General features: G+C 72.5%; 28 protein-coding genes and 2 tRNA genes. 20 read left to right on the plus strand and 10 right to left on the minus strand.

The window, feature by feature from the left end; translation table 11 throughout:
• The first annotated feature begins 4 nt into the window (after nucleotides 1–4).
• Complete coding sequence (locus MID12_RS09870; protein ID WP_168534828.1) at nucleotides 5–373, plus strand: hypothetical protein; 369 nt, start codon at nucleotides 5–7, stop codon at nucleotides 371–373.
• Between the two features lie 101 nt (nucleotides 374–474).
• Nucleotides 475–687, plus strand: a complete 213-nt coding sequence (locus tag MID12_RS09875) for a hypothetical protein (RefSeq protein ID WP_040248982.1) — start codon at nucleotides 475–477, stop codon at nucleotides 685–687.
• A gap of 36 nt (nucleotides 688–723) precedes the next feature.
• On the opposite strand, the gene MID12_RS09880 is transcribed toward MID12_RS09875, so the two are convergent.
• A complete protein-coding gene (locus MID12_RS09880) occupies nucleotides 724–1,446 on the minus strand; it encodes a DUF2470 domain-containing protein (protein ID WP_052482229.1) in 723 nt (240 codons plus the stop codon).
• A 232-nt stretch (nucleotides 1,447–1,678) separates the two neighbouring features.
• Between MID12_RS09880 and MID12_RS09885 the strand changes: the two genes are divergently transcribed.
• The 3 genes from MID12_RS09885 to MID12_RS09895 all read left to right on the plus strand — a co-directional run bounded on the left by MID12_RS09885 (nucleotide 1,679) and on the right by MID12_RS09895 (nucleotide 3,509).
• Nucleotides 1,679–2,413 carry an SAM-dependent methyltransferase gene (locus MID12_RS09885; RefSeq protein WP_263166237.1) on the plus strand — a complete coding sequence of 245 codons (735 nt, stop codon included), beginning with the start codon at nucleotides 1,679–1,681 and terminating at the stop codon, nucleotides 2,411–2,413.
• Nucleotides 2,414–2,577: 164 nt separating this feature from the next.
• Nucleotides 2,578–3,417, plus strand: a complete 840-nt coding sequence (locus MID12_RS09890; RefSeq protein WP_411576934.1) for a bifunctional DNA primase/polymerase — start codon at nucleotides 2,578–2,580, stop codon at nucleotides 3,415–3,417.
• A gap of 18 nt (nucleotides 3,418–3,435) precedes the next feature.
• Nucleotides 3,436–3,509, plus strand: a tRNA-Lys gene (locus tag MID12_RS09895).
• Between the two features lie 159 nt (nucleotides 3,510–3,668).
• Here the strand turns inward: MID12_RS09895 and MID12_RS09900 are convergent.
• Nucleotides 3,669–5,057: a M6 family metalloprotease domain-containing protein gene (locus MID12_RS09900; RefSeq protein WP_411577051.1), complete on the minus strand. Its 1,389-nt coding sequence runs from the start codon at nucleotides 5,055–5,057 to the stop codon at nucleotides 3,669–3,671.
• 604 nt (nucleotides 5,058–5,661) lie between these two features.
• On the opposite strand from MID12_RS09900, the gene MID12_RS09905 reads away from it, so the two are divergent.
• Nucleotides 5,662–7,677: a putative bifunctional diguanylate cyclase/phosphodiesterase gene (locus tag MID12_RS09905; RefSeq protein WP_263166241.1), complete on the plus strand. Its 2,016-nt coding sequence runs from the start codon at nucleotides 5,662–5,664 to the stop codon at nucleotides 7,675–7,677.
• Nucleotides 7,678–7,705: 28 nt separating this feature from the next.
• Here MID12_RS09905 and MID12_RS09910 read toward each other — a convergent pair whose 3' ends face one another.
• Together MID12_RS09910 and MID12_RS09915 are read right to left on the minus strand one after the other, a co-directional pair.
• Nucleotides 7,706–8,809 carry an LLM class flavin-dependent oxidoreductase gene (locus MID12_RS09910; RefSeq protein WP_040248995.1) on the minus strand — a complete coding sequence of 368 codons (1,104 nt, stop codon included), beginning with the start codon at nucleotides 8,807–8,809 and terminating at the stop codon, nucleotides 7,706–7,708.
• Nucleotides 8,810–9,098: 289 nt separating this feature from the next.
• Complete coding sequence (locus tag MID12_RS09915) at nucleotides 9,099–9,596, minus strand: FBP domain-containing protein (RefSeq protein ID WP_263166243.1); 498 nt, start codon at nucleotides 9,594–9,596, stop codon at nucleotides 9,099–9,101.
• Between the two features lie 160 nt (nucleotides 9,597–9,756).
• Here MID12_RS09915 and MID12_RS09920 point away from each other — a divergent pair, with 160 nt between their 5' ends.
• Both MID12_RS09920 and MID12_RS09925 read left to right on the plus strand, forming a co-directional pair.
• Complete coding sequence (locus MID12_RS09920) at nucleotides 9,757–10,329, plus strand: TetR/AcrR family transcriptional regulator (RefSeq protein ID WP_040249001.1); 573 nt, start codon at nucleotides 9,757–9,759, stop codon at nucleotides 10,327–10,329.
• Between the two features lie 619 nt (nucleotides 10,330–10,948).
• Nucleotides 10,949–11,488, plus strand: coding sequence for a GNAT family N-acetyltransferase (locus MID12_RS09925; protein WP_263166246.1), 540 nt, complete (start codon nucleotides 10,949–10,951; stop codon nucleotides 11,486–11,488).
• Here MID12_RS09925 and MID12_RS09930 read toward each other — a convergent pair.
• Nucleotides 11,422–11,901, minus strand: coding sequence for an ATP-binding protein (locus MID12_RS09930; RefSeq protein WP_263166247.1), 480 nt, complete (start codon nucleotides 11,899–11,901; stop codon nucleotides 11,422–11,424). The genes MID12_RS09925 and MID12_RS09930 overlap by 67 nt on opposite strands.
• 156 nt (nucleotides 11,902–12,057) lie before the next feature.
• Between MID12_RS09930 and MID12_RS09935 the strand changes: the two genes are divergently transcribed.
• Genes MID12_RS09935 through MID12_RS09945 form a run of 3 tightly spaced genes read left to right on the plus strand, consistent with a single transcriptional unit; the run spans nucleotide 12,058 to nucleotide 13,338 of the window.
• A complete protein-coding gene (locus MID12_RS09935; RefSeq protein WP_263166249.1) occupies nucleotides 12,058–12,948 on the plus strand; it encodes a helix-turn-helix domain-containing protein in 891 nt (296 codons plus the stop codon).
• On the plus strand, nucleotides 12,945–13,130 hold the full coding sequence (locus tag MID12_RS09940) for a DUF397 domain-containing protein (protein WP_263166250.1): 186 nt from the start codon (nucleotides 12,945–12,947) through the stop codon (nucleotides 13,128–13,130). The genes MID12_RS09935 and MID12_RS09940 overlap by 4 nt, the downstream gene beginning before the upstream one ends.
• Nucleotides 13,131–13,149: 19 nt before the next feature.
• Nucleotides 13,150–13,338: a DUF397 domain-containing protein gene (locus MID12_RS09945; RefSeq protein WP_263166251.1), complete on the plus strand. Its 189-nt coding sequence runs from the start codon at nucleotides 13,150–13,152 to the stop codon at nucleotides 13,336–13,338.
• 94 nt (nucleotides 13,339–13,432) lie between these two features.
• Here the strand turns inward: MID12_RS09945 and MID12_RS09950 are convergent, their stop codons facing one another.
• Entirely contained in the window at nucleotides 13,433–14,170 is a 738-nt protein-coding gene (locus MID12_RS09950; RefSeq protein ID WP_168534796.1) for a decarboxylase, read from the minus strand.
• Between the two features lie 33 nt (nucleotides 14,171–14,203).
• Nucleotides 14,204–15,115, minus strand: a complete 912-nt coding sequence (locus MID12_RS09955; RefSeq protein ID WP_159392995.1) for a decarboxylase — start codon at nucleotides 15,113–15,115, stop codon at nucleotides 14,204–14,206.
• Nucleotides 15,116–15,352: 237 nt separating this feature from the next.
• Here MID12_RS09955 and MID12_RS09960 point away from each other — a divergent pair, with 237 nt between their 5' ends.
• Nucleotides 15,353–16,300, plus strand: a complete 948-nt coding sequence (locus tag MID12_RS09960; RefSeq protein ID WP_263166254.1) for a D-2-hydroxyacid dehydrogenase — start codon at nucleotides 15,353–15,355, stop codon at nucleotides 16,298–16,300.
• A 146-nt stretch (nucleotides 16,301–16,446) separates the two neighbouring features.
• Nucleotides 16,447–17,850 carry an amidase gene (locus MID12_RS09965; RefSeq protein WP_263166255.1) on the plus strand — a complete coding sequence of 468 codons (1,404 nt, stop codon included), beginning with the start codon at nucleotides 16,447–16,449 and terminating at the stop codon, nucleotides 17,848–17,850.
• Nucleotides 17,851–17,893: 43 nt separating this feature from the next.
• Here MID12_RS09965 and MID12_RS09970 read toward each other — a convergent pair whose 3' ends face one another.
• Nucleotides 17,894–18,397 (minus strand): DUF3830 family protein, encoded by a 504-nt coding sequence (locus tag MID12_RS09970; RefSeq protein WP_040249030.1) that lies wholly within the window; start codon nucleotides 18,395–18,397, stop codon nucleotides 17,894–17,896.
• Nucleotides 18,398–18,514: 117 nt separating this feature from the next.
• On the opposite strand from MID12_RS09970, the gene ehuB reads away from it, so the two are divergent.
• The 5 genes from ehuB to MID12_RS09995 all read left to right on the plus strand — a co-directional run bounded on the left by ehuB (nucleotide 18,515) and on the right by MID12_RS09995 (nucleotide 21,817).
• Nucleotides 18,515–19,447 carry an ectoine/hydroxyectoine ABC transporter substrate-binding protein EhuB gene (gene ehuB, locus MID12_RS09975; protein ID WP_040249032.1) on the plus strand — a complete coding sequence of 311 codons (933 nt, stop codon included), beginning with the start codon at nucleotides 18,515–18,517 and terminating at the stop codon, nucleotides 19,445–19,447.
• The gene (gene ehuC, locus MID12_RS09980; protein ID WP_040249035.1) at nucleotides 19,444–20,181 is read left to right on the plus strand and encodes an ectoine/hydroxyectoine ABC transporter permease subunit EhuC; all 738 of its coding nucleotides are present in this window, start codon (nucleotides 19,444–19,446) and stop codon (nucleotides 20,179–20,181) included. The genes ehuB and ehuC overlap by 4 nt, the downstream gene beginning before the upstream one ends.
• A complete protein-coding gene (gene ehuD / locus MID12_RS09985) occupies nucleotides 20,178–20,825 on the plus strand; it encodes an ectoine/hydroxyectoine ABC transporter permease subunit EhuD (RefSeq protein WP_040249038.1) in 648 nt (215 codons plus the stop codon). The genes ehuC and ehuD overlap by 4 nt, the downstream gene beginning before the upstream one ends.
• Nucleotides 20,815–21,630, plus strand: a complete 816-nt coding sequence (gene ehuA / locus MID12_RS09990; RefSeq protein ID WP_040249041.1) for an ectoine/hydroxyectoine ABC transporter ATP-binding protein EhuA — start codon at nucleotides 20,815–20,817, stop codon at nucleotides 21,628–21,630. The genes ehuD and ehuA overlap by 11 nt, the downstream gene beginning before the upstream one ends.
• Before the next feature lie 113 nt (nucleotides 21,631–21,743).
• Nucleotides 21,744–21,817, plus strand: a tRNA-Lys gene (locus MID12_RS09995).
• Nucleotides 21,818–21,943: 126 nt separating this feature from the next.
• On the opposite strand, the gene MID12_RS10000 is transcribed toward MID12_RS09995, so the two are convergent.
• Nucleotides 21,944–22,660, minus strand: coding sequence for a nucleoside/nucleotide kinase family protein (locus MID12_RS10000; RefSeq protein ID WP_263166262.1), 717 nt, complete (start codon nucleotides 22,658–22,660; stop codon nucleotides 21,944–21,946).
• A 225-nt stretch (nucleotides 22,661–22,885) separates the two neighbouring features.
• Nucleotides 22,886–24,028 (minus strand): hypothetical protein, encoded by a 1,143-nt coding sequence (locus MID12_RS10005; RefSeq protein WP_263166265.1) that lies wholly within the window; start codon nucleotides 24,026–24,028, stop codon nucleotides 22,886–22,888.
• 350 nt (nucleotides 24,029–24,378) lie between these two features.
• Here MID12_RS10005 and MID12_RS10010 point away from each other — a divergent pair, with 350 nt between their 5' ends.
• Together MID12_RS10010 and MID12_RS10015 are read left to right on the plus strand one after the other, a co-directional pair.
• Entirely contained in the window at nucleotides 24,379–24,951 is a 573-nt protein-coding gene (locus MID12_RS10010; protein WP_263166267.1) for a dihydrofolate reductase family protein, read from the plus strand.
• A 274-nt stretch (nucleotides 24,952–25,225) separates the two neighbouring features.
• The gene (locus tag MID12_RS10015) at nucleotides 25,226–26,392 is read left to right on the plus strand and encodes a PQQ-binding-like beta-propeller repeat protein (protein WP_263166268.1); all 1,167 of its coding nucleotides are present in this window, start codon (nucleotides 25,226–25,228) and stop codon (nucleotides 26,390–26,392) included.
• Nucleotides 26,393–26,452 lie beyond the last annotated feature (60 nt).

The raw sequence follows: 26,452 nt of genomic DNA on the forward strand, positions 1-26,452 counted from the left end.
CATGATGGCGGAGCCCGAGCGGCCCCGGACCGAGCCGCGGCTGCGACCCGCACCGCTGCTCTTCGAACCGGCAGCGGCGGCGTCCGACCCGGAGCACTTCTTCGACCTGGAGTCGATCGAGGACCCGCACCATCTGCTGGACCGGGCGACCGAGCTGACCCACGCCTTCCGCGCGGCCACCGACCGCTCGATGGAGTTCCAGGCCCTGGCCGCCGCCCAGCTCGCCGACCCCCGCCGCTTCGACCGCCTCACCCCCGGGAGCATCGCGGACCGCGCCGGGTGGACCGAGGACTACGCCCGCAAGATGATCGAGTTCGGCCGGAGGCTCCAGCGCGGCGGCGAGGGCGGACTCGGGGACCAGGCGCTCGGCTAGGGGACGTCCGCGGCATCTCCCGCGACGCCCGCCACGCACTCTCGCCGCACCACCTCCGTCCCGGGAGCCATGCCCCGCCCCGTCCTGGGTAGTCGAGCCCCATGGACGAGGGCGGAGCGGAGATCACCACCACCGAGTGCCGGGGCTGCGGTGCCCAGGTGTCCGGGCTCGGCGGGCGGTATGCCTGCGGGGTCTGCGGCTGGGTCAACCACTGGTCGCAGGGCAGCGGTGACCTGCCGGGACCGGAGGCGGACCCGGACTATCCGCGCCCCGGCCGCCGCGGGCGGACACCCCCTGAGCGGACGCCCGCCTGACCCCGCCCGGCTCGGGGACGTACGCAGACAGGGTGTTCAGCGGCGCGGTGCGAGGCGGTGCGGGCAGGCCGCGGCGCGGTCGAGCAGCAGGTGCAGGCGCTCGACGGCCTCGCCCGCGTGGGTCGCGGGCTCGGGAAAGACCAGGCGGGCGTCGCAGCTGCCGCGGAAGCGTTCGAGGCGCAGCACGATGCCGTACCGGTCCAGGCGCAGCGGACGCACCCGCACCACCCCGAGGAGCTTCTTCACCGGCAGCAGCCGGGAGAGCAGTTCGACGGCGTCGGCGTGCGCGGTGTCGAGGTGGCCGAGCATGTCCGCCTCGAAGGTCGCCAGCGGATCGGGCTCGGCGGCGGCGAGTTCGGCGGGCTCCACGGTGTACGGGCGGTTGTGCTCCTCCAGGCAGGCCCGGGCGAGCGTGAAGGAGAGGACGCCCTCCTCGGCGCCGGGGGCGAGGCTTCCCGCGAGGGTGAGCCGGGCCCGGACCCGGTCGCGTACGACGCTGGGGGCGATGTCGGTGAACTCCATCACCGCGGGCAGGCTGGTCCGGGGCGCGGCCCGCACCTCGGCCACCAGGTGGCTGTCCGGCGGGTCGTGCAGGGTGAGGCCGCCCTCCGCGTCGACGGAGTGCAGACCGACCAGTTCGACCCGGTGGCCGTGGGTGGTGACGGTCAGGGAACCGGCCGCCGCGAGCACCGAGCGTGCCCGCTCGGCCGGGGTCGGTTCCGCGGGCTTGGGTTCCGCACTGCGGTCCACAGAAGTCATGCGCTGCGCTCCCACCTTCGACTTAGGTGAGGCTTACCTTAATTACCCTCGCTCCGCTTGGGAAGCCCACCCCCTCCCTGCGGGTCGCCCGGCCCGGGCGTACGGGCCCCGGCGGCCCGGCGGGGGGCAATTCCGGCCGCCGGTCGGGCCGTTCGGGCTCCCCGGGCGACGCGCGCCGCCCGGGCCCCGAAATGAGGTGCGCGCCCCGCCCCCGTACTGGCACGCTGCGCCCGTGAACCGACAGGAGCTCTCCACCCTCGCCCACCGCCGCCACCCGATCAGCGCCCCGGTGGACGAGGCCGCCGCGGACGAGCTGCTGCGGGCCGCCCTGCCGGACGGGGAGGGCCGCGCGCTCGACCTCGGCTGCGGCTCCGCCGCCTGGCTGCTGCGCGCGCTGGCCGCGCACCCCGGGCTGCGGGCCACCGGCGTCGACCTCTCCGAGAGCGCGCTGCGCACGGCCCGCACCGAGGCCGAGCGGCTCGGCCTCGGCGACCGCCTCGCACTCCATCGGCAGGACGCCGCGGAATTCCGTTCACCGCACCCGTACGACCTCGTGCTCACCGTCGGCGCGAGCCATGCCCACGGCGGACTGCTGCCCACCCTCGAAGCCGCCCGCGCCCACCTGGCCCCCGGCGGCGCGGTCCTCCTCGGCGAGGGGTACTGGGAGCGCACGCCCTCCCCGGCGGCCGTCGAACTCCTGGGTGAGCTGCGGGACTTGGCGGACACGGTGGCCGCGGTCGGCGCCGCGGGCTGGACCCCGGTGCACGGCCACACCAGCACCCGGCGGGAACGCGACGCCTACGAGTGGTCCTGGACCGGTTCCCTCGCCGCCTGGGCCCTGGACCACCCGGAGCACCCGGACAGCGGCCAGGTCCGCGAGGCGGCGGAACTCCACCGCGAGGAGTGGCTGCGCACCTACCGGGACTGCTTCGGCTTCGTCTGCCTGGTCCTGCGGCGCACGGGGTGAGATCCGCGGGCCCGCGGCTTCCGTGCGGGCCCCCACCGGAGGGCACACACCGTGAGGGCATATGCCTGAGGCGCAGGCGCAAGATACTCCGGTCCGGGTCTTCCTGTCCGGCTTTCCCTCAACTCACGGGAATCGCGCACTCACTGCGAGTACACATATTCCGTATGAGCAGCACTCGGCATCCCGCGACCGCGTCCCCGGGGACGACCTCCTCCGAGCCCCGTACCGTCCTGCCCGCGGAAGGGGAGCCCCGCCCGCTGCCCGCGGCGGCCGACCGCCCGCCGCACCCGCTCTTCGGCGGCCTCGGCGACCTCGGCGATCTGGGCGTGCACGACTACGCGCCCTACGGCTGCGAGGACTTCGGCGGGAGCGGCCTCACCCCCTGGGACGCGGAGGGCTCCGCAGAGGCGGCCGCCCGTGCCGAGGGCGCCGCCTGGCTGGCCTCCGCCTCGGCGCACCCGCGCAGCACCCTCGCCCTGTGGCGGGAGCACCCCGCCACCCCCGTGGTGCTCTCCTGCGGTCCGGTCTTCGACGTGGTGAACGCCCCCGCCGTCTTCGGCCGCCGGATGCTCGACCAGCTCTGGGCGGCGGGCTCCGGCGGCCCGGGCCCGGTCGCGGCCCACCACGGCCGGGTCCTGCTCTTCGCCTCCCCGGGCACCGCCGCCCGGCTGCCCTCGCTGCTGCACTGGGAGGAGTGGGGCTCGGCGGGCCGCCACCCCGGGGTGCCGCCGCTGCTGTGCCACGGCACCGGGGACGCGGTGACGGTGCCGCCGCCGGCCGCCGCCCTCACCCCCGGGACCGCGACCCGCGCCGGGGCCCGCCCCGACTCCCGCTGGCTGGTCGCCCCGGAGTGCCGGCGGCCCCGGCTGCCCGGCGCCGAGGTACTGCTGTGGGCCTGCGTACGGGCGGCCCGCTCCCGACCCGCGCGGGGCGCATCGGGGCAGGCGGGAGGCCTCGGCGGGGACGGGGTTGTCGATTTTTCCCCGCACCGGAGCGGATGCTAAGGTCTACGACGTCAGCAGGCGCCGCTAGCTCAGTTGGTTAGAGCAGCTGACTCTTAATCAGCGGGTCCGGGGTTCGAGTCCCTGGCGGCGCACAGACGGTGGGAAGCCCCTCGCAGCAGCGGGGGGCTTTTCGCATGCTCCCGCAGCGCGGGCCTCTCGCCTGCGCCCCTCACCAGTCCGCCGCCCGGTAGTACGGCACCCGGGTCGGCCGGGCCGCATCCGTAGGGCTCAGCCGGATCGGATCCGTACGCTCAGCCGGGCTGGATCCGCACCTTCCAGTCGCCCGCGCCCGTGCGGCCCTCCACCGAGATCCGCACCGGTTCGCCCGGCACCTTGAAGCTCTCGCCCGTCCGCAGCGGCGCGTCCGCGAGCGGCGGGTAGACCGACTCGCCCCAGCAGGCCTCGGTACGCGGGTGGGTGTCGACCACCTCCACCGGGCCCTCACCGGAGGCGGTGCGGACCCGTACCCGGTAGAGCAGTACGCCCTCGGTGCAGGTGGTGTGGTCGTTGCCGGTGCGGCTGCGGGCCTCGACGGCGAGGGCGCTCTCCCGGCCGGTGCGCACGACGGCGAGCTTGCGGACCGGGGGCCCGCTCCTGCCGGGGAGCAGCCCGGCCGGAGCGCCTTCGGCGGGGGCCGGGCCCGCGGTCGTCGCCGGGGAGTCGCGGCCGATCAGCGGCTGGGGCCTCGGCCGCCAGCGGGGTTGCTCGGGGGCGGGCGCGCGGGAGACCGGTTCCAGGGCGAGGCGCTGGGTGCCGTGGACGCAGGCGACCTGGTCGTCCTTGAGCCAGCCGAAGCGCCATTTGTGCCAGGCGAAGAAGTCGGGGGCCAGGCCGAACTGGCTGCCCATCAGGTCCCAGTCGCCGACATACGTGTCCCAGTCGCCCTTGCCGTCCGCCGGGCGGTGGTAGAGGTCGGGCAGGTCGAAGACATGGCCGGTCTCATGGGCGAGGACATTGCGGTCCGGCGGATGGCGCTCGAAAACGGTCACGACCCGGCGCAGATCCGTACCGTCGGCGCGCAGCGGACGAGCGAAGTTGACGACTTTTGTCGCATCCGAGTCCACTCCGGGCGCCTCCGGGTCGGCCACGAAGTAGACGACGTCATACCGGGAGAAGTCCACCCGCGGATCGCTCGCCTTGAGGGCGTCGCGCAGATAGGCGCCCCGCTTCTCGGGGTTCCAGTCCCGGCGCACCTCGTAGTCGGTGGACGGCTTCGGCATCCGGATCCAGCGGTGCTGCGGGTGCGCGCGCAGCCGGAACTGCCCGTAGGAGGCGCGCGCGAAGAAGGTGCTGGTGGCGGGGAAGTGGTCGGCGGCCAGGGCGCGGGTGCTGTGCAGGCGGCCCGAGTCGGGGAAGGAGAGGAAGACCATCACCGCGTCGAGAGTGCGCCGCGGCCGCGGGTAGGCGCTGTTCCAGGTGTCGACGCCCTCTGAGTGGTGGGCCGCCGTACGGGTGAGCTGGCACAGCCCGGCGCCGGTCGCGGCGACGGCGGGACCGGCCACCAGGGAGGTGGCCGCGAGCGCGCTCAGCGAGGTGGCAGCGGCGGCGGCGCTGCGCAGCCGGGGCCACTCCCCCCGGGTGAGCCGCCGGACGGGGAGCGGACGCGGCACGTCGACCTCCGGGTGCGGAATTCGGGTCAGCGCACCCAGACTGTTGTCATTTCATGTGATTTGTCCTGTTCATTGAGCCCGGCCGGGTGAGCACCCGTCCGCCCGACCCCCCACCGCCAGACGGTCACTGACGGTCATTCGGGAGCGGCAACCGATCCGCTCCCGCGCACGTACGGAAGCAGGGGGATCAGGCCGGAAGAGGAACGAACGACCGGGAAGCGGAAGGAGCGAAGGGACGGAAGCGGAGGAGGGAGCCTCGCCGCCCGAAGCAGGACAGCAAGGGCGGGCGGGAACGGAACCGAGACAGAAGGGCCGGACGCCGATGCGGAAGCGGTCGGGTCGACGCGCGAGCCGGGCGTGTACCGGTGGCACATGCCGCGGGTCGCGGCTGGAAGGGCCCGGTGAGCAGCCACTATGATCGGCACACTTTCCCGGCGGCGTGCGGGCCCCGTGCCCGGACCGGAGCGCGCGCATGCGAACTGACCGAGCCCGCCCCGGAATCCACGGCGGACCAAAACCCCGGCCCAAAGATCCGGAACCCGCAACCGAACCGGCAACCGGCCCCACCGCCGGGACCGACCCGGGTACGACGGCCGGATCCGATCCGAGTACGACAGCACTGCGGGAGCGAGCGGTGAGCGGAACCTCCGAAGGACCCGCCTCGACGGCCGATCAGGCGCGCGCGACCTTCACGGAGAGTGAGCCCGACCGCTCCCCCACCGCCACGCCCCCCGCCCTCCCGGCCGCCCCGGCCCGCCGCCCGGACTCCCGCCGCGTCCCGCACCACGCCGCCTTCGCCGCCGCGCCCCTCGCCCTCGCCGTCGTGGACCGCGAGGGCACCGTGATCGACGCGAACGAGGCCTTCCACTCGCTCTTCGGCACCGACGGATCCCACTCCCGGGCTGACGGATCCCGCACCGGGGCCGAGGGATCCCCCACCCGGACCGGCACATCCCCCACCCGGGCCGATGAATCCCGCACCGGAGCGGACCCGTCCCCGACCGGCGCCGAGGAACCCCCGCCCGGCCCGGCCCCCCTGCTCGCGGCCGACCTCCTGGACCTCGCCTCGGACCAGGAGACCTGGGCGGCCTACCGCGAGGTGCTGCGCGGGACCCGGCCGCGGCTGCGCTGCACCCGGCACCTCAAGCACCCGGACGGGAACTCGCTCTGGGCGCAGGTCAGCGTCGCGCCGCTGAGCGGGGGCGGGGAACGCGGCGCCGCCCTGGTCTCGGTCACCGACATCAGCGCCCGCCGCGATCTCCAGGCCCGGCTGCGGCATCTGCAGCGGCACGACCCGGTGACCCTGCTGCCCAATCGCGCCCTCTTCTTCGAACGGGTCACCGCCGCCCTGGAGTCGGGCGCCCGCGGCGGCACCGGGCGGATCGGCCTGTGCTATCTGGACCTCGACGGCTTCAAGGCGATCAACGACACCCTCGGCCACCGCCTCGGCGACCAGTTGCTCACCGCGGTCGCCGAGCGCCTCACCCGCTGCGCGGACCGCACCGGCTCGGCGCGGGGCGGTACCCCCCTGGTGGCGCGGCTCGGCGGGGACGAATTCGCCCTGCTCGTCGAGGACTCCACCGGGACCGAGCAGCTGGCCGACCTCGCCCGCGCGGTGCTCGCCGCGGTGCGGGAGCCCTTCGACCTGGCCGGGGAGCGGCTCGCGGTCTCGGCCTCCATCGGGGTGGTCGAGCGCCCGGTCGAGGGGACCACCGCCACCGCGCTGATGCAGGCCGCGGACACCACGCTGTACTGGGCGAAGGCCGACGGCAGATCCCGCTGGACCCTCTTCGACCCGGAGCGCAACGCCCACCGGGTGACCCGGCAGGCCCTGTCCTCGGCGCTGCGTCCGGCGGTGGAACGCGGGGAGTTCGTCCTGGAGTACCAGCCGCTGGTCGGCCTCGGCGACGGCAGGCTGCACGGGGTGGAGGCCCTGGTGCGCTGGCAGCACCCGCAGTACGGGCTGCTGCCGCCGAATCGGTTCATCTCCCTTGCGGAGGAGGACGGTTCGATCGTCCCGCTGGGCCGCTGGGTGCTCCGTACCGCCTGTGCCCAGGCCCGCGCCTGGCAGTTGGCCCATCCGGAGGACCAAGTCCCGTACGTCAGCGTCAATGTGGCGGTGCGTCAGCTGTGGGATTCGGATCTGGTGGCGGATGTCGGGGAGGTGCTGCGGGAGACCGGACTCCCGCCCGGGCTGCTCCAGTTGGAGCTGACCGAGTCCGCGGTGATGGGTTCCTCCGGCCGCCCCCTGGAGACCCTGCGGGAGCTGAAGGAGCGCGGGGTGCGCATCGCCATCGACGACTTCGGCACCGGCTACTCCAGCCTCGCCTACCTCAGCCGCCTGCCGGTCTCCGCGCTGAAACTGGACGGCTCCTTCGTACGGGCCTTCCGCCAGGGGGAGTCGGCGGCTGAGCCGGGGGAGGCGGCGGGCGCGCGCAGCCCCGCCGACGAGGTGATCGTGGAGGCCGTGGTGCAGCTCGCGCACCGGCTCGGGCTCACCGTCACCGCCGAGTGCGTGGAGACCGCCGGGCAGGCGGCGCGGCTGCGCGAGATCGGCTGCGACACCGGCCAGGGCTGGCTCTACTCCCGCCCGGTGCCACCGGAGCACATCACCGCACTGCTGAACTCACCTTCCCCGCCCCGGACTTGAGCCCAGGGCCACACCTCCCCGTACTCCCCTACGCGTCCGGCATCCCGTAGGCGTCCGCGATGAGGTCGAAGGAGCGCAACCGGGTCGCGAGGCTGTGGCCGACGGTGGAGAGCATCAACTCGTCGGCGCCGGTGCGCTTCTGGAGGTCGTCGAGCTCCGAGCGGACCAGGTCGGCGGTGCCGTGCAGGACGTTGGACTGCCAGCTGGCGACGACCTCCTGCTCCATGGGGCTGAACTGATAGGCGGCCGCCGTCTCCGGCGTGGGGATCAACCCGGGCCGCCCGGTGCGCAGATGGACCATGTTCAGCGCCGCCGCCCGGAATTCGCGGGCCGCCGTCTCCTCGTCGTCGGCGGCCAGGGTGGAGACACCGATCAGGGCGTACGGGGAGTCGAGCACCGCCGAGGGCCGGAAGGACTGGTGGTACAGGTCGAGCGCGGGGAGGGTGTTGCCCGCCGCGAAGTGGTGGGCGAAGGCGAAGGGCAGCCCGAGCACACCGGCCAGGCGGGCGCTGAAGCCGGAGGAGCCGAGCAGCCAGATGGACGGCCGGGCCGCGGACTGCACCCCGCCCGGCGCACTGCCCTGGACCGGCCCGGGCACCGCGTGGATGCGGGTGTACGGGTGGCCGTCCGGGAAGTCGTCGTCGAGGAAGCGGGTGAGTTCGGCGAGCTGCTCGGGGAAGTCGTCGGCGCCTTCCCGGAGTTGGGTGGTCCGGCGCAGCGCGGCGGCGGTCGCCCCGTCGGTGCCGGGCGCCCGCCCGAGGCCGAGGTCGACCCGGCCGGGCGCCAGCGCCTCAAGGGTGCCGAACTGCTCGGCGACGGCCAGCGGCGCGTGGTTGGGCAGCATCACCCCGCCGGAGCCGAGCCGGATGCGGGAGGTGTGCGCGGTCAGCCGGGCCAGGATGACCGCCGGTGAGGAGGAGGCCACGGCGGGCATGGAGTGGTGCTCGGCCACCCAGTAGCGGTGGTAGCCGCGCCGCTCGGCCAGCTCGGCGAGGCGCACGCTGGTGGCCAGCGAATCGCTCGCGGTGTACCCGGCGCCGACGGCCACCAGATCCAGCACCGACAACGGCACCGGCGCCGTCCCCGCCACTTGGCCGCGGATCTCGTCCCTGGCCGCGTCCGTCTCGCCCACTGCGGTGCCTCCTGTGCCGTTGCCGTGTCCGGCCCCGGTGGCCTCGCGCGCCCCGGTGCCGTGTCCGGCCGCAGGGGCGGCCACCGTACGGAAGCGGTCCCCCCGAGGGAGTCGTCCGTACGGATGCCGGTGCGGCCGGAAGCGCACGCCTGCGGTGGGCGCGCACACCCCGTGAGCAGGCGAACAGGGCCGGATCCGTGGTTATTCCATCCGGTGTCCCGCTCGGGCCGCCGCCCGGCACCGGCCGCCGGGGCCCCGACCGTCGGAAGATCAGGCGGCCCGTCGGAGATCAGGCGGCGAGCCGGTCGAGGAAGGCGGACAGATTGGTCATGGTCCGCCGGATCTGTTCCTCCAGGCTGAGCGACTCCTCGAAGCGCTCGCCGCCCGCGGCCGGGATCTTCTTGCCGCGCAGATAGAGCGAGCAGGCCAGGTCGGTGCAGATGTACAGCCCGGCCGAGTTGCCCTCGCGCCCGGCCTTGCCCGCCTTGGCCGCGGTCATCAGGGAGACGCCGCCGGTGGGGTGGGTGGTCAGGCACAGGGTGCACATGCTGCGGCGGTGCTGCCCGCGGGCCCGCGCCGGGTAGCGCAGCATCACCCCGGTCAGCCTGCCCTCGCGTTCGGCGACCAGGCAGCAGCGCTCGGGGGCCGCCGGATCGCGCCAGCCGAGGAAGTCCAGGTCCTCCCAGGGCTGCTCGGCCAGGTCCCGCGGCAGCGTCATACGGGTGGCCTCGCCCTTGGTGCAGTTGACGAACGAGGCGCGGATTTCCTTCTCGGTGAGCGGTCTCATGCCTCGGAAGCTAACTCTCCCTAGGCATACTAGGCAAATGGTTAAAGCAATTAGGTTCCTCGGGGTCTGGGTACCGTACCCGGAGCCCGGCCCGATCCCGGGGCCCGGCCGCCACCCGGACCCACCGGGCCACGACCCGGACCGAGCGAGGAGAACGACTGTGCCCAGGGCGGGAATCACCGCGGAACGCCTCACCCTCGCCGCCGCGGACCTCGCCGACGAGCGCGGCTTCGACAAGCTGACCTTCTCGGCCCTGGCCCGCCACTTCGGCGTGAAGGACGCGAGCCTCTACTCGCACGTGCGCAACCTCGCCGAGCTGCGCACCCGTATCGCCGTCCTCGCGGGCACCGAACTCGCCGAGACCGTCGGCGACGCCCTCGCCGGCCGCTCCGGCAGGGCGGCCCTGACCGCCTTCGCCCACGCCTATCGCGACTACGCGCTCAGCCACCCCGGCCGCTACGCCGCCACCCAGCTCCCGGTCGACCCCGAGGTCCTCGCCGCCCACCCCGGCCCGCTCACCAAGATCGAGCTGACCTACGCGATGCTCCGCTCCTACGGCCTGACCGAGCCGGACCTCACCGACGCCGTACGCCTGCTGCGCAGCACCCTCCACGGCTTCGTCACCCTGGAGTCGAGCGGCGGCTTCAACGCCACCCGCCCGGTCGAGGCCTCCTGGAACCGCACCGTGCAGGCACTGCACACAACCCTGGAGAACTGGCCGAAAGAGGCCTGAGCAGACCGCCGTGAGGAGCCGGGTCCGCCTCCTCGCACCCCTCCACCCCGAGCGGAAATCGCTTACCCCCAGCGGGAGTCGAGCCGATCACCGGCGCCCCCTCCGCCGCCGCACCCGGTCCGTCCGCCCGGACGAGCACGGAGGCCGCCCTCGCCCGGGCCGCCTCCACCGGTGAACCGGTGGAGGTCACCTCCCTGCGCACCGAGCAGCCTGACGGGCAAACCGCTGCAACTGACCATGACGGCCGGTGAATCGGGGCTGAAGACCCAGGTCACCAACACCTACGAGTTCGGCACCCAGCGCCTCGCCAACTCCCGGGTGGACCGCGAGAACCAGCCCGGCGTCGACCGCAGCGCGAGCTACCGCTACGACGATCCTCACCCTTCATCTCGACCCAGCCTGAAGCGGGAAGTGGCTCCGCAAGCGTGTGGGACGACGCATATCGCAAGACAACCCGAAGGACCACGCTGAACAATGCCCAGGTGGATTTCGTGATCGACATCCCCCGAGTGGAGGACGCCCCAGCCCTTGCCCACACCCTCCCGGCGGCCTGGCTACTGCCTACCCCAACCAGAACGCAGGGATCGACGAGGCATGGATCCGGGCGCAGCGCGGCGACGTGGTCACCAACGAGGGCATCGCCCAGTGGCGGGAGTTCATCGAGGAGACTGAGCGCCAGCCCGCACATCTCTTCTGCCGTGTCGTGCGCCAGGGGGACGAGATCATCGGCTTCCTGTGCGGGCGCCGCGACGAAGGGGTCAGTCTCGGACCGATGTACCTGCTGCCCCAGGCGCAGGGCCGAAGCATCGGACGCAACTTGATGACGGCATTCCTCACCTGGGCCACAGACGCACCCATCCGCCTGTGGGTCACTGCCTACAACGAGCGGGCCATCGACTTCTACCAGCACTACGGGTTCGAAGACCACCGGCGAGCGGCACCTGTGGCGAGACAAGCTGCCGAACCTCCGCATGGCCCGGACCGGCTCGCCAGAACAACGAGAAGACCAGCCCTGATCGGCTTTACTCCGGCGCTTGAGCACGCGAAGCGATCAACATCTTCACGTCTACCCACCGCAGGATGGGAAAGGGCTCAGTGGTCGCCGGGGGCCGGATGGACGTCCACCTCCGCCCACACCGTTTTTCCGCTCGGTGGGTAGGCCTCGACTCCCCAGCGGTCGGCGAAGGTGGCCACCAGGAGGAGGCCGCGGCCGGATTCGGCGTCCGGGGTGGGGGTGGAGGACGGGAAGTCGGGGTGGCGTTCGCCGCGGGCGTCGGTCACCTCGATGCGGAGTTCGCCGGGCAGGGCGGTGGAGCGTGCCCCCGGTGCAGGGGCCGCGTAGCCGAGGGCGAGCCGGAAGTCGCGGCCGGGGAGGCGGCCGTGCTGGACGGCGTTGGCGGCGAGTTCGGCGATGATCTGGCGGGCGCGCTCGGCGGTGTCCTGGGCGAGCCCCCAGTGGGCGAGCTGACCGTCCGCCAGCAGCCGGGCCCTGCGTACCCCGAGCCGGGTCGCCGGGAAGAGCTGATGGAACATGCGTACGGTGACGGGGAGTTGGGAGGTCACGGAGTCCATGGGGTCCACGGTGGGGGGCGCGGGGGCGCGTTCACCAGGGAGGAACCCCGTACGGTGGGTCAGCGTACGGACACAAAAGGTGGACGGTACGCCGCCGTCCGGGGTAACTCTGGGTGAGTCAGCCGGAGTTCACCGTACGCACCCGGAGGTGGCCGCATGCCCGAGATCCCCGAACCGCCCGAGGGCGGCGAACAGGAGTGGGATCAGCCCACGGACCGGGATGGGCGGGATGAGCGGGAGCCCAGTCCTTCGGACAGTCTGCGCACTTTCGGGGCCGTACTCCAGGCTCTGCGGGAGCACGCGGGGCTGAGCCGGGCCGAGTTCGCCAAGCTCGTCAGGTTCTCCAAGCACACCGTGGAATCGGTGGAGTTGGGGCGCCGGATGCCGGATGAGGACTTGGTCGAGCGGGCGGAGTGGCTCACGGGTAATACGGGGGCCTTACGGAAGGCCTTCGGGTTCCTGACACGGAACAAGCCCGGCCTCGCCGCCTGGTTCCGGAAGTGGGCCTCGTTGGAGAAGAAGGCCATCAGCCTCAGCACGTACGAATGCAGGCTGGTGCCGGGCCTGTTGCAGGGGGAGCCGTATACGCGGGCGACCTTCGACAACAGCGTTCCGCCGCTCTCCGACGAGCAGTTGGAGACGCAGGTCGCGGCTCGACTGGAGCGGCAGGGCCTGCTTCGGCACCGGCCCAATGTGCCCTTCAGCTTCATCGTCGAGGAGGCGGTGCTGCGGCGGCGGCTCGGCGGGCCGGTCGTGATGCGTGAGCAACTGGGCCACATGCTGACGGTCTCCGAAATGCGCAATGTGACGCTTCAAGTCATGCCGCTGGAGGCCGAGTCCCACGCTTGTCTGGATGGACCACTTCAGCTTCTTGAAACGCCTGATGGCAAGAGGTACGGCTACGCAGAAGGGCAGCAGAACGGGCGTCTGATCACCGACCGGAAAGAGGTCGCTCTCCTCCAGCAGCGGTATGACACACTGCGCTCGCAGGCCCTCAACACCCAGAAGTCACGGGACCTGTTGGAGCGACTACGAGGAGCGCTATGAACCACACGGAACTCGCCTGGTTCAAGTCCAGCTACAGCGGCACCCAGGGCGACAGCTGCGTCGAGGTGGCCCTCACCGCCCACGCCGTCCATGTCCGTGACTCCAAGGACACCACCCGCCCGGCCTTCGCGGTCGCACCCGAGGCCTGGGCCCAGTTCGTCGAGCACACCGCCGTCAGCTGACTCTCACGCGAGGAGTGCCATGCACCCCGTGACCCACCTCCACTGGCACAAGTCCAGTTACAGCGGCACCCAAGGCGACGACTGCGTCGAGGTCGCCGTCGCCCAACTCTCCGTCCACGTACGTGATTCCAAGGACGCCGAGCGTCCGCCCTTCTCGGTGAGCCCCCGCGCCTGGGCCCGGTTCATCGAGCACGCAGCCGCCGACTGACCCCGTACGCAAGCGAACACGACTACGGGCCGCCCCGGTCTCCCGGAGCGGCCCGTAGTCGTATCCACGCGCGGTTGATGCCGAGCAGATGGGCTCAGCCCGGCATCTGGACCACCGGTTCGCGGGTGAACAGGCGCCCCAGTTCAGGGGCGTTGACGCGGCGGTCGGCGAGGCGGAGGGCTTCCCAGGTGGTGACCTGGTTGGCGGTGAGGACGGGCTTGCCTAGTTCGGTCTCCAGGTCGCGGACGTAGGCGGCGGTGTGCAGGGCGGTGTCCGGGAGGAGGACCGCCTCGGCGTCGGGGTGGTCGCCCGCGCGGGCCATCTCCAGGACCTCCGGCCACTGCCAGGTGCCGACCTCGGCGGCGGTGATGATGCCGCTGCCGCGTACCGAGAGGACGTCGGCGCCGGCCGCCTTGAGGAAGTCGGAGAAGAGTCCTGCGACGTCCTCGGGGTAGGTGGCGGCGACCGCGACCCGCTTCACCCCCAGTTCGCGTACCGCGTGGGCGAAGGCGAAGGAGGTGCTGGAGGCGGGCAGCCCGGCCGAGAGGGCCAGCTTGCGGACCTGCTCGTGGGCGCCGTCCCAGCCGTAGACGAAGCTGCCGCTGGTGCAGGCCCAGACCACCGCCTCGGCGCCCGCGAGGCGCAGCTCCTCCACGCCCGCGGCGAGCCGGTCCGCGGAGCCCATTTCGAGCAGGGCGTCGACCCGGTGGGCGTCCTCGCCGATGTCGGTGTGCACCAGGGGCAGCCTGATGTCACTGCCGAGCAACTGCTCGATACGGGGATAGTCGTCCTCGGCGGAGTGTCCGGGGTAGAGGATTCCGATCGCGGTCACGTGCAGTTCAGCTCCTTCGCTCTGGCCGCCCGGCTAGGGCCATGGTGGCTGTCCCTCCTGCAGCGAGTCCTGGAGCGACTCCCGCAGGGCTTCCGGCAGGGAGTCCTGGAAGGGCTCCTGCAGGGGGACCTGTCCCCCCGCCGCGGGCGGCGTGTCCAGCGGCGGTGTTTCCAGCGGTGCCGCGCCCGGGCGCGCGCTCGGGTCGAGCAGCGCCTGGTACGGCCCCACCGCACGCGTACCCAGCCTGCGCAGTGCTGCCCACATCGTGACCTGGTTGGCCGAGATGACGGGCATCCTCAGCTCGGCCTCCAGCTGCGGGATCACGTCGTACGTGGGCAGGTTCGTGCAGCTGATGAAGAGCGCGTCGACCTCGTCGGCGAACCCACTTACAGCATGCCTCGCCATGTCCACCACGTCGCGGTAGGGGACCTTCCAGATGTGCCGGGTCAGGCCCATGAAGGCCCGACCGAGGACGGTGACGCCGCCCTCGGCGAGATAGTCCTCCAGGGAGTGGGTCACCGACATCGTGTAGGGGGTGACGAGCGCGATGCGGCGGGCGTCGAGTTCGTCGAGGGCTTCCAGGAGGGCGCCGGAGGTGGTCAGCGAGGGGACCTCGCCGGCCCGGGTCATCGCCTCGCACATGGCCAGTTCGCCCGCTCTGCCGCCGACGAAGCTGCCCGAGGTGCAGGCGTAGGCGAGCACCTCGGGCCCGGGGGTGCCGAGTGCGCGTACCGCCTCGCCCAGGGTCTCGTGCTCGCTCACGAGCCGGGCGAGGTCGAGGCTGACCTCCACCGGCACATAGGGGGTCCGCGTGACGTGCAGCGATACCTCGTCGGGTACCCAGCGCCACAGCTCACGGTCGAGCGCGAAATCGAAGGGGGCGACGACTCCCACACCGCGTTGCGGGTGGGGCCCACCTAGGTAGGAGAGATAGGAGACGTCCATAGCAGGCCCCTCTTCTCGGGCGTGCGGAGGGCCGGCCAGCGGTGGCCGGAATTAGGGAATGACCGGCACATGCCGGGACGTCGGGACGGGGCGATGCGGATCGCAAAAAGGGTCCGTGTTGACGAAGGTAGGTTCCGGTGCCAGCGTGGTCAATCCGCAGTTCTCAGCCGCCCGATCGGCATGATCCGATACGCCTCCCAGAGAAGCGGACACGCATTGCGAAACGGTTTCCCCGCCATGACAGAACCGACCCTTCTCGTGCTCGACGCGGAGCCGCCGCCCCGCCTCGGGAAACTCACCGGAAAAGCACGGATCCTCCACGCCGACGAGGACTCCCTCGCAGGTCAGCTGCCTGAGGCGGATGTCCTGCTGGTCTGGGACTTCCTCTCGCACGCGGTGCGCGGGGCTTGGCCGGGCGAGGGTCCGCGGCCACGCTGGGTACACACCGCGAGCGCGGGCGTAGATCATCTGATGTCTCCGGAGCTGGCCGCCTCCGACACGGTGGTGACCAACGCGCGCGGGATCTTCGACCAGCCCATCGCGGAATATGTCGCCGCGCTCGTTTTGTCGATGGCAAAAGATCTTCCGCGGACCCTGGAGCTCCAGAGGGCGCACCAATGGCGCCATCGGGAAAGCCAGCGGGTGGCCGGAACTCGCGCCTGTGTGGTGGGTTCGGGTCCCATCGGCCGGGCCATCGTCCGCACCCTGGAGGCGCTCGGGATCACCACGGCGCTGGTCGGCCGGACCGCGCGCGGCGAGGTGCACGGTCCCGAGGACCTGGACGCGCTGCTGACGCGCGCCGACTGGGTGGTGTGCGTGGCGCCGCTGACCGAGGACACCCGCGGCATGTTCGACCGGCGGCGCTTCGCGCTGATGCCGCCCTCGGCGCGCTTCGTCAACGTCGGCCGGGGCCAGCTCGTCGTGGAGTCCGACCTCGCCGAGGCGCTGGCCGAGCGCCGTCTCGCGGGCGCCGCCCTGGACGTCTTCGAGCAGGAGCCGCTGCCCGCAGGGAGCCCGCTGTGGGAGGCCCCGGGGCTGATCGTCTCGCCGCACATGAGCGGCGACACCGTCGGCTGGCGGGACGATCTCGGCGAGCAGTTCGTCGCGCAGTTCGAGCGGTGGACCGCCGGGCAACCGCTGCGCAATGTCGTCGACAAGGAGCGCGGGTACGTTCCCGGGCACTGAGCCCGCCCGCGGGGCCGGGGACTGTACGGCCGCGCGGCAGGTTCCGTACGGGCTGTACGGGCCGTACGGGCGGGAGAGCGCGTACGGGCGAGGGAGCCGGGCCGGCGGCCGCCGGGCCGGGAGGCAAGCGTGAACCGAGGAGTGCGATGAGCGACCTCAGCCGGCTGACGGCGACCGAGCTGGTGGCGGGGTACCGCGGCGGCGAGTTCAGTCCCGTCGAGGTGGTGCGGGCGGTGCTGGCCCGGATCGAGGAGACCGAGCACGCGGTCAACGCCTTCGTGCGGGTGCACGGCGAGGAGGCGCTGGAGCAGGCGCGCGCCTCCGAGGACCGGTGGCGGCGCGGGGAGCCCGCGGGCCTGGTCGACGGGGTGCCGGTCACCGTGAAGGACATCCTGCTGCTGCGGGGCGCGCCGACCCTGCGCGGCTCCCGCACCTCGGCCACCACCGGCGAGTTCCCCGAGGACGCCCCCTCGGTGGCCCGGCTGCGCGAGCACGGGGCGGTGTTCGCGGGGAAGACGACCACCCCGGAGTACGGCTGGAAGGGGGTCACCGACTCGCCGCTGTCGGGGGTCACCGGCAATCCGTACGACCCCGCGCGGACCGCGGGCGGCTCCAGCGGCGGCAGCGCGGCGGCGGTGGCGCTCGGGTGCGGGCCGCTCTCGCTGGGCACCGACGGCGGCGGCTCGGTGCGGATCCCGGCGGCCTTCAGCGGGATCTTCGCGCTGAAGCCGACCTACGGGCGGGTGCCGCTGTATCCGGCGAGCGCCTTCGGCACCCTCGCGCACGTCGGCCCGATGACCCGGGACGCCGCCGACGCGGCCCTGATGATGGATGTGATCAGCGGCCCCGACCCCCGCGACTGGTCCCAACTCGCCCCGTCCCAGGGCGAGTTCACCCAGCAGCTGGACGGCGGGCTTTCCGGCCTGCGGATCGCCTTCTCCCCCGACTTCGGCGGGCAGGTCGAGGTGCAGCCCGAGGTGGCCGCGGCGGTGCGCAGGGCCGTGGAGCGCCTGGAGGACCTCGGGGCGCACGTCGAGGAGCGGGACCCCGGCTTCGCGGACCCGGTGGCCGCCTTCCACACCCTGTGGTTCAGCGGCGCCGCCCGGGTCACCCAGGGCCTGGGCGAGGAGCAGCGCGCCCTCCTGGACCCCGGGCTGCGGGAGATCTGCGAGGAGGGCGCCCGGCACAGCGCGCTGGACTACCTGGCGGCGGTGGACGTACGGATGGACCTCGGCCGCCGGATGGGCGCCTTCCACCGCGACTGGGACCTCCTGGTGACCCCGACGCTGCCGCTGACCGCCTTCGAGGGCGGCGTGGAGGTGCCGCCCGGCTCGGGCCTCACGCGCTGGACGGGCTGGACCCCCTTCACGTACCCCTTCAACCTCACCCAGCAGCCCGCCGCCAGCGTGCCGGTCGGTCTGGACGCGGCCGGGCTGCCGATCGGGCTGCAGCTGGTGGCGGCGCGGCACGAGGACGCCCTGGTGCTGCGGGCCGCGCACGCGCTGTACGCGGCCGGGGTGGCGGGGGTGCCGGAGAGCACGGCGGTCTGAGCGGGGGCCCGGGCGGGCGCGGCGGCCCGCCCGGGGCCGGGGTTCAGGCCCGCTTGAAGGTCAGGGACTCGCCGAGGGCCCCCGCGCGCCACAGGTCCTGGCAGGCGTCGGCCATCCGGTCCAGGCCCTCGACGACGCTGCCCCAGACGATGCCGGGGATCCAGCCGAGGTCGCCGTTGAGGAGCAGGTTGTTCCGCTCGTAGAACAGCGCCAGGTCCACCAGGGTGGCCCCCGCCTTCACCTCGGCGCCCGCCGAGGCGTAGCCGTAGGCCTGACTGCCCAGCTGGGTGCCGTTGAAGGAGAAGTAGCAGAGATCCCCGGGGATGGGCGTGACCGTGGGGTTCTCCATCGGGGGCTCCTGGGCCGCGAAAGGCTCGAAGAGCGCATAGATCTCGTTGCGGGCATACTTCGCGTGATAGACGTCCCCTCCCAGCGGGAGTGCGTCCCACACCGCCTGACAGGTCAGGGGCGCGCGGTCGTCGAGAAGCTTCGCAGTGCAGTGGACACCGCGCTTGGGAAGGGAGACCTCGATGAATCGCTCAGTCATGGACCAAGTCATGAACCATGGGTGCTCCTGGGGTCAAGGGGGCTCGGGAGGCAGGGCCCACAGAAGGGGCCGAAAGTGAACCGCATACTCCGCATGCATTGGGGTAGCCGCGCGCCCATGGCTCCGACTTCGGAAAGACAACACCAACGGGAACCGGGTGGCATGCGCCGCCGGTCGCTGTTCGCGGGGGCGGCAGCGCTCGGCTCGGTGGCCGCGCTGGGTGCCGCCGGCTGCAGCCGCGTACCCGACGAGGGGACGGTCGAGGGCGGCAGCCTGCTCGACAAGCTCCGCGATTCGGGCACGGTCAAGATCGGCGTCGCCGGTGAGAAGCCCTTCGGCTACATCGACGCGGACGGCGAGGCGACCGGGGAGGCGCCCGCGATCGCGAAGGTCATCTTCAAGCGGCTCGGGATACCCGACGTACGCGCGATACCGACGCAGTTCGGCTCGCTGATACCCGGCCTCAAGGTCCAGCAGTTCGACGTCGTCTCGGCGGGCATGTACATCAACCCGGTCCGCTGCGAACAGGTCCTCTTCTCGGACCCCGACTATCTGATGCTCGACGCCTTCATCGTCCGCAAGGGCAACCCCAAGGGCATCAAGAGCTACGAGGACATCGCCAAGCGCGGCCTCAAGCTGGCCAGCGGCACCGCCTACGCCGAGGTCGACTACGCGAAGGCCGCGGGCGTCAAGGACATCCTGATCCTCCCCGACCAGGTGGCGGGCCGCGACGCGGTCGCCCAGGGCCGGGTCGACGCCTTCGCGGGCACCAACGTCACCGTCAAGGACGTGGTCAAGGGCAGCCCCCGGGTCGAGGCCAGCGAGGCCTTCCAGCCCGAGGTCGACGGCAAGCCCGCCTACGGCGCGGGCGGCTTCGCCTTCCGGCTCTCCGAGAAGAACTTCCGGGACGCCTTCAACCGGGAGCTCCACAAGATGAAGAAGAGCGGCGAACTGCTCCGGCTCGTGAAGCCCTTCGGCTTCACCGAGGAGGAGATGACCGACCTCACGGTCAAGGACCTCTGTCCTCCCGCCGAGGGAGCCGCCTCATGATGTCGGAGAAGTTCTTCACCGAATGGTTTCTGCCGGGCATCTGGATCACCGTCCAGGTCACCGTCTACAGCGCCGCCCTGGCGCTCGCCGTCTCCTTCCTGATCGGCACCCTGCGCACCTCGCCGCTGTGGATCGTCCGGTTCGCCTCCGGCACGTACTTCGAGATCTTCCGCGGCACCTCGGCCCTGGTCATGATGTTCTGGATGGCCTACGCGGTGCCCTCGCTGCTCGGCATCCAGTTCGTGCCGATGGCCGCCGGTGTGCTCGCCCTGGGGCTCACCTACGGGGCGTACGGCTCCGAGATCGTGCGCGGCGCGCTCGCCGCGGTCGCACCGGCCCAGCGCGAGGCGGGCATCGCCCTGAACTTCACCAAGGCCCAGCGGCTGCGCAAGATCGAACTGCCGCAGGCCTGGCCGGAGATGATCCCGCCCTTCAACAACCTGCTGATCGAACTGCTCAAGGGCACCGCCCTCGTCTCCACCATCGCGGTGGCGGACATGACCTTCGCGGGCAATCTGCTGCGTCTCGCGAAGGGCGACAGCGCGCCGATCTACACGCTGCTCCTGGTCATCTACTTCGTCTTCGCCTTCCTGCTCACCCGGGGCATGCGGCTCCTGGAACGGCAGGCCAACCGGCGGATGGGTAAGACGCCCCCGGAGAAGACCGGCTTCCTCAGCGGTCTGCGCAGCAAGTCGGCGACCGACGCCGTCACGGGTACGGGAGGTGCCAAGTGAACTGGGACTGGCAGGTCGTCGACGACTTCATGCCGCAGTTCTGGGACGGGGTGCTCGTCACCCTCCAGGCACTGGGCTGGGGCACCCTGATCGCCTTCGCACTCGGACTCGTCTGGGCCATCGCCCTCCGCTCCGACCAGCGGTGGATCACCTGGCCGGTGGGCGCGCTCACCGAGTTCATCCGGAACACGCCGCTGCTGGTGCAGCTCTTCTTCCTCTTCACCGTGGTGCCCGAGTGGGGGCCCACGATGTCCCCGCTGACCACCGGCATCATCGGCCTCGGCCTGCACTACTCGACGTACACCGCCGAGGTCTACCGGGCGGGCATCGAGGGCGTACCGGTCGGGCAGTGGGAGGCCGCCACCGCGCTGAGCCTGTCCAAGCGCCGCACCTGGACCGCGGTGATCCTGCCGCAGGCCATCCGCCGCGTGATCCCCGCGCTCGGCAACTACGTGGTCGCGATGCTGAAGGACTCCCCGATGATCTCCGTCATCGGCGCGCTGGACATGCTCGGCGAGGCCCGGGCCTTCAGCGACGCGACCTTCACCACCGAGGCCCTCACCGTCGTGGGTGTCGCCTTCATCGTCATCGCCTACCCGGCTTCTCTTCTCCTCCGAGCCCTGGAGCGTCGTCTTGTCCGCTGACCAGAACCTCATCAAGGACCAGTCGAACCCCGCGGTCGACGGCAAGGAGCTGATCCGCTTCGACAAGGTCACCAAGCGCTTCGGCAGCAATGTCGTCCTCGACGAGCTGGACTTCTCGGTGAACTCCGGCAAGCACGTCACCCTGATAGGCCCGTCCGGATCGGGCAAGACCACGATCCTCAGACTCCTGATGACCCTGCTCAAGCCCGAGGAGGGCACGATCAGGGTCGGCGGGAAGTACCTCACGCACGAGGAGCGGAACGGCAAGCTGGTCAAGGCCGGTGAGAAGCACATCCGCGAGGTCCGCAAGAACATCGGGATGGTCTTCCAGCAGTTCAACCTCTTCCCGAACATGAGCGCGCTGCGCAACATCACCGAGGCGCCGGTCAGCGTCCTCGGCCTGCCCAAGGACGAGGCCGAGGAGCGGGCCCGCGAGCTGCTCGACATGGTCGGCCTCGGCGACAAGACCGACGCCTACCCGACGCAGCTCTCCGGCGGCCAGCAGCAGCGGGTGGCCATCGCCCGGGCGCTCGCCATGCGCCCGCAGGTGCTGCTGCTCGACGAGGTCACCTCGGCCCTCGACCCGGAGCTGGTGGCGGGCGTCCTGGACGTCCTGCGCGACATCGCGCACACCACCGACATCACGATGCTCTGCGTCACCCACGAGATGGGCTTCGCCCGGGACATCTCGGACCAGGTCCTGATGTTCGACTCCGGCCGCGTCATCGAGTCCGGCACGGCGGAGAAGATGTTCAACGAGCCGGAGCACGAGCGCACCCGGGAGTTCCTGAGCGCCGTGCTGTGAACCGGTGAGCCGAGGCGCGGAGCCGGTGCGGGGGCCCCGGCGGGCAGGACGCCCGCCGGGGCCCCCGCCCGGTCCGGAGCACCCCCGGGGACCAGGTACGATTACCCGGTCACGCGCCGCTAGCTCAGTTGGTTAGAGCAGCTGACTCTTAATCAGCGGGTCCGGGGTTCGAGTCCCTGGCGGCGCACAGTGAAGGCCCCTCGCGAGAGCGGGGGGCCTTCGTCGTTCCCGGCGCGGCGGTACGCGGGTGGGCTCGCGCGGTGCGGCGGTACGGGGCGGCTCGGCGGCGGCTCAGGAGTCCGCGGGCAGCGGCTCAGGAGTCCGGGGGCAGCGGCGGCGGGGTGAGGATCCGGTCCGCGCGCGCCCGGGAGGCCTCGACCAGTTCGCCGTTCGGGTCGTCGTTGGCGGCCACCCAGTCGCGGGCGGCGCCCGGGGTGCGGCCGTGGTGGACGTGCCGGTCCAGGAGGCGGGCCCGGCGCACGGCACTCGGGGCCGCCACGTACCAGCACCCGGCCATCAGCGCACGGGCCTCGCGCCAGCCCGGGAGGTCGCAGGCGAGGTAGTTCCCCTCGGTGACCACGAGCCGGGCGGTCGGCGGGACCAGGTGCCGGGCCGCGACCGGCTCGTCCAGGGTCCGGTCGAAGTCCGGTACGTAGACGCCGTACGGGCTCGGCTCCGCCGCCGCGGCGCACACCCGCGCGAGGAGCGCCGCGTACCCGTGGACGTCGAAACTCGGCTCGGAGCCCTTGCGGTCGCTCAGGCCGAGGCGGCGCAACTGCGCGTTCGACAGATGGAAGCCGTCGAGCGGCAGATACGCGGCGGTGCCGGGCCCCCTGACCTGCTCGACCGCGGTGACAAGGGCGCGGGCCAGGGTGGACTTCCCGGCACCGGGCGGACCCGCGAGTCCGAGTACGGCACGGGGGCGGCCCTCGGTCAGCCGCCAGGCCTCGGCGGCGAGCTGGTCGAGAGTGCCGGGGGCGGGGACGTCGTCCGTGGCGCCGGGTGCCTCGGGGCCGGGGGTGTGGTCCATGGCGGGCGAGCCTAATGGAGCCGGGGGCGAGGGCAGGTGGCGGATGGGGGATGGACGGCGGACGGCGGGCGGCAGCCGGGCGGGATCGGTCGTGCGGGGAGCGACGGCGGGACCGGCCGTCGAGGGGGGCGACAGCGGGGATCGATCGTCGAGGGGGCGACAGCGGGACCGGCCGCCGAGGGGGCGACGCCGTCCGGCCGGATCGGTCGTCGGCGCCTGGCCGGATCAGTCGGTGGGGCGGCGCTTGCCCGGGTCCTTGATGCGGGCGAAGGCCTTGGTGAAGCGGCCCGTGGCGGAGCCCTCGGGCCTGGTGCCGGGAGCCGGGCCGGGTGCGGTGGCGCCCCGGGAGTCCCCGGACTCGGCCATCGCGGCCCGGGCCAGTTCGGCGGCCTCGCGGTAGAGGTCCCGGGACTTCGTCATCGCGTCGAGCGCCTCCGCGTAGTGGGCGACCAGGGCCCGCGCGTGCGCCAGCTCCTCCTCCATGGTCAGCAGGTGCCAGGTGCGGCGCCTGCTGGTGACAGCCTGCTCCGCCTCCGGGGACATCTCCCGCGGCAGCCCCGCGAACTCGATGATCTTCGCGAGGAGTTCGGTCGGCTGCGAACCGTCCAGGAAGACACTGCGTACGCCGAAGCGCTCGGTGTCGTACTCCGGGCCCGGCGGCGAGGTCGGCAGCACCACCGCGCCGCCCCTGGGCACCACTACGCGCAGGTCCTTCACCGCGTAGTTGACGATCTGGAACTGCTCCGGGGAGGCGCGGTGCTCGACCACCCGGTGGCGCAGGCTCGGCGGCAGGAACCGGGTCAGCGAGCGCTGCCCGTGCGCGTCGGGCGTCATCGCCTCGTGCACCACGAGGTGGATGTACCAGCTCTGGCGTGCGCACTCCTTCAGCAGGGTGCGCATCTCCTTGTCGTCGGCGGGCAGCGGGTTGGTGGCGCGCAGCCGCAGGCCCGCGACCGGTTCGCGGTCCCAGGGCACGCGCTCGCTGTCCGGCCAGAACATCGTCGCGGGCGAGGGCCAGTCCAGCCGCCAGGCCCGGTCCGCCTCGGCGACGAGCACCCAGGAGACCGCCTGGTCGTCGCGGCGTCCGCCGGGTTCGTACGTGGTCAGGCGGGCGCGTACGACGACGTCCCCGTCCACCCGCCACCGGGCCTCGAAGAGCCGCCGGGCGAGGGCGCCGGGCGCGGTCACCGGCTCCTCGTGGGGGCCGCCGATCACGGGCCGGGCGGCCTCCGCGGGGTCGAGGTCGAGGAAGTCGTCGATCACCCCCGCGGACTTCAGCGCGATGAGATTGCGGCGGACGTCCACTTCGGGCTCGGCGCCGGGATGGCGCCCCTGGCCGAGCCAGGTCGTGGCGGGGACTGGGGTCAAGGAGGTCCTTGTCTTCGGCATGGTCTTCCGGGGTTACTGGGGGTCTTCGGAGGTCTTCGGGGAGGCAGGGGACGGCCCCCAGTATGGTCCGGGGATTCGGCGGACGTCTCGTGTATGCGCCGTGCGCGCGCCGCGCCCGTGCCGCGTACAGGCCCTTCACGGCGACACGCGGGCCGCGCTGCGGGCCGGGCCCGGGAGGCGTACGTTCCCGAACGTGATCGGTTGTGTCGCCGTGGGTACCGGCGTCGGTGCCGGTGATGTTGTCGGCACGGTCGGTGTGGTCGGTGTGGTCGGCATGTTCGGTGCGGTCGGCATGTTCGGTGCGGTCGGTGGAAGCGAGGAGGCCCGCGATGGGCAAGGTGGTGCTGGATGTGTCCGTGTCCCTGGACGGGTTCACGGCCGGGCCGGATGTCCGGGACGAGGAGCCCATGGGGGCCGGCGGCGAAGGGCTCCACGAGTGGCACGCCGGGGAGGGACCCGGGGGCGAGGCCGACCTCGCCGTCGCACGGGAGCTGGACGCGCGGACCGGGGCCGCCCTCATCGGACGGCGCACCTTCGACCTCGGGCTGCGCCCCTGGGGCGGCACCCCCTGGCCCGGCGTACCGAGCTTCGTGGTCACCCACCGGACCAGGGCGGACCTGGTCGGCGGCAACGGCGGGACCTTCGCCTTCGCCGGCCTGGAGGACGCCACCCGGCGCGCCCGGGAGGCCGCGGGGGACAAGGACGTCCGGGTACTGGGCGCCGAGACCGCCCGCGCGCTGCTCAGGGCGGGCCTGCTCGACGAGGTGCAGCTCCACCTCGTCCCGGTACTCCTCGGCGGCGGCACCCCGCTCTTCGCGGGCGAGCGGGCCGAACTGGTCCCGGAGGGCGAGGCGATCACGGGATCGGTGACCCATCTGCGGTACCGGGTCCGGAAGCCCTGAGACCGGTCCGGAAGCCCTGAGGCCGGGAGGGCGGTCCTGGGGCCGAGAGGACGGTCCTGAGACCGAGAGGGCGGGATCGGGCGAGTCCCCGTGTCACCGACCGTGGCGCCGTCTTGCCTCAGCGTGGTCCCCGTATGGGATGGTCTCTGCGAGTGTCGCGGGACCAACTGCGCTCGTGCGCAAGCCCGTTGGGCCCTGCGCGCGGTGTCCGGAACGGGGGTTCGTGATGGCTGGACGGTTGTCAGAGGGGCGTCGGCCGCCCGGCCGCCGGAGGGTGCTGCGGATCGGGCTCGGCGCGGTGGCCGCGTGGGGTGTCGGCGCCGCCGCTGCCGGTTGCTCCGACGGCGGCTCCGCGGAGGACGGCGGCGGCGACCGGCGCAAGCCGAGCGGCGACACGGGCGGCTCCCCCGCGCCCGGGCCACGGCGTCCCTGGCGTCATGCCATCGGGGGCTGGATCGAGTCCTCCCCCGCGGTGGCCGAGGGGGTGGTCTACCTCGGCAGCGACAAGAAGGTCCTCGCCCTGGACGCCGCCACCGGCAGGCAGAAATGGGCGTTCCGCGTCGCCGCGCGGGCCGTCTCCTCGCCCCGAGTGGTCGGCGGCCTCGTGTACATCGGCAGCGACGACAAGAACGTCTACGCCCTGGACGCCGCCACGGGCGAGCAGAAGTGGGCGTTCCGCACGAACAGTTGGGTCCACTCGACGCCCGCGGTGGTCGACGGGGTGCTGTACGTCGGCAGCTGGGACACCGGCGTCTACGCCTTGGACGCGGCCACCGGCAGGAAGAAGTGGGTGTACGCCACGGACAAGTGGGTCTCCGCCTCCCCCGCGGTGGCCGAGGGGGTCGTCTACATCGGCAGCAACGACGGAAAGGTCTACGCGCTGGACGCCGCGACCGGCAGGAAGAGGTGGGCCTTCACCACCGCCCGCGACTTCGTCGCCTCGCCGACCGTGGCCGGGGGAATCGTCTACGTCGGCGCCCGCGACAAGAACCTCTACGCCCTCGACGCGGCCACCGGCGAGAAGAGATGGGCCTTCGACTCCGGCGGCTGGATCGCCTCGAAACCCCAGGTGGCGGAGGGGGCCGTGTACTGCGGCAGCGAGCGGTCCTTCCACCGCCTGGACGCGGCGACCGGCCGGAAGACGTGGACCTTCACCGCCGAGGGCGCGCTCGACGCCTCCGCCACCGTGGTCGGCGGGGTGGTCCACCTCGGCAGCCGCGACAAGCGCCTGTACGCCCTGGACGCGGCCACCGGGAAGAAGAAGTGGGCCTACACCACGGGCGGGGAGATCGACTGCACTCCGGCCGTGGTGGACGGGGTGGTGTACATCGGCAGCAACGACGGCAACCTCTACGCCCTGGACGCCGCCACCGGAAAGGGCCCGGCCGCGCCCTCCCCGACCGGCCCCGCGCCCGGCTGGTCACCACCGGGACGCCACTGACGGGTCCCGGCACAGCCTCCGACCGACAGCATTCCGTACACCTTCCGTACTCCTTCTTCC

This window comes from Streptomyces sp. SCSIO ZS0520 (assembly GCF_025643355.1).
Classification (GTDB): Bacteria; Actinomycetota; Actinomycetes; order Streptomycetales; family Streptomycetaceae; genus Streptomyces; species Streptomyces physcomitrii.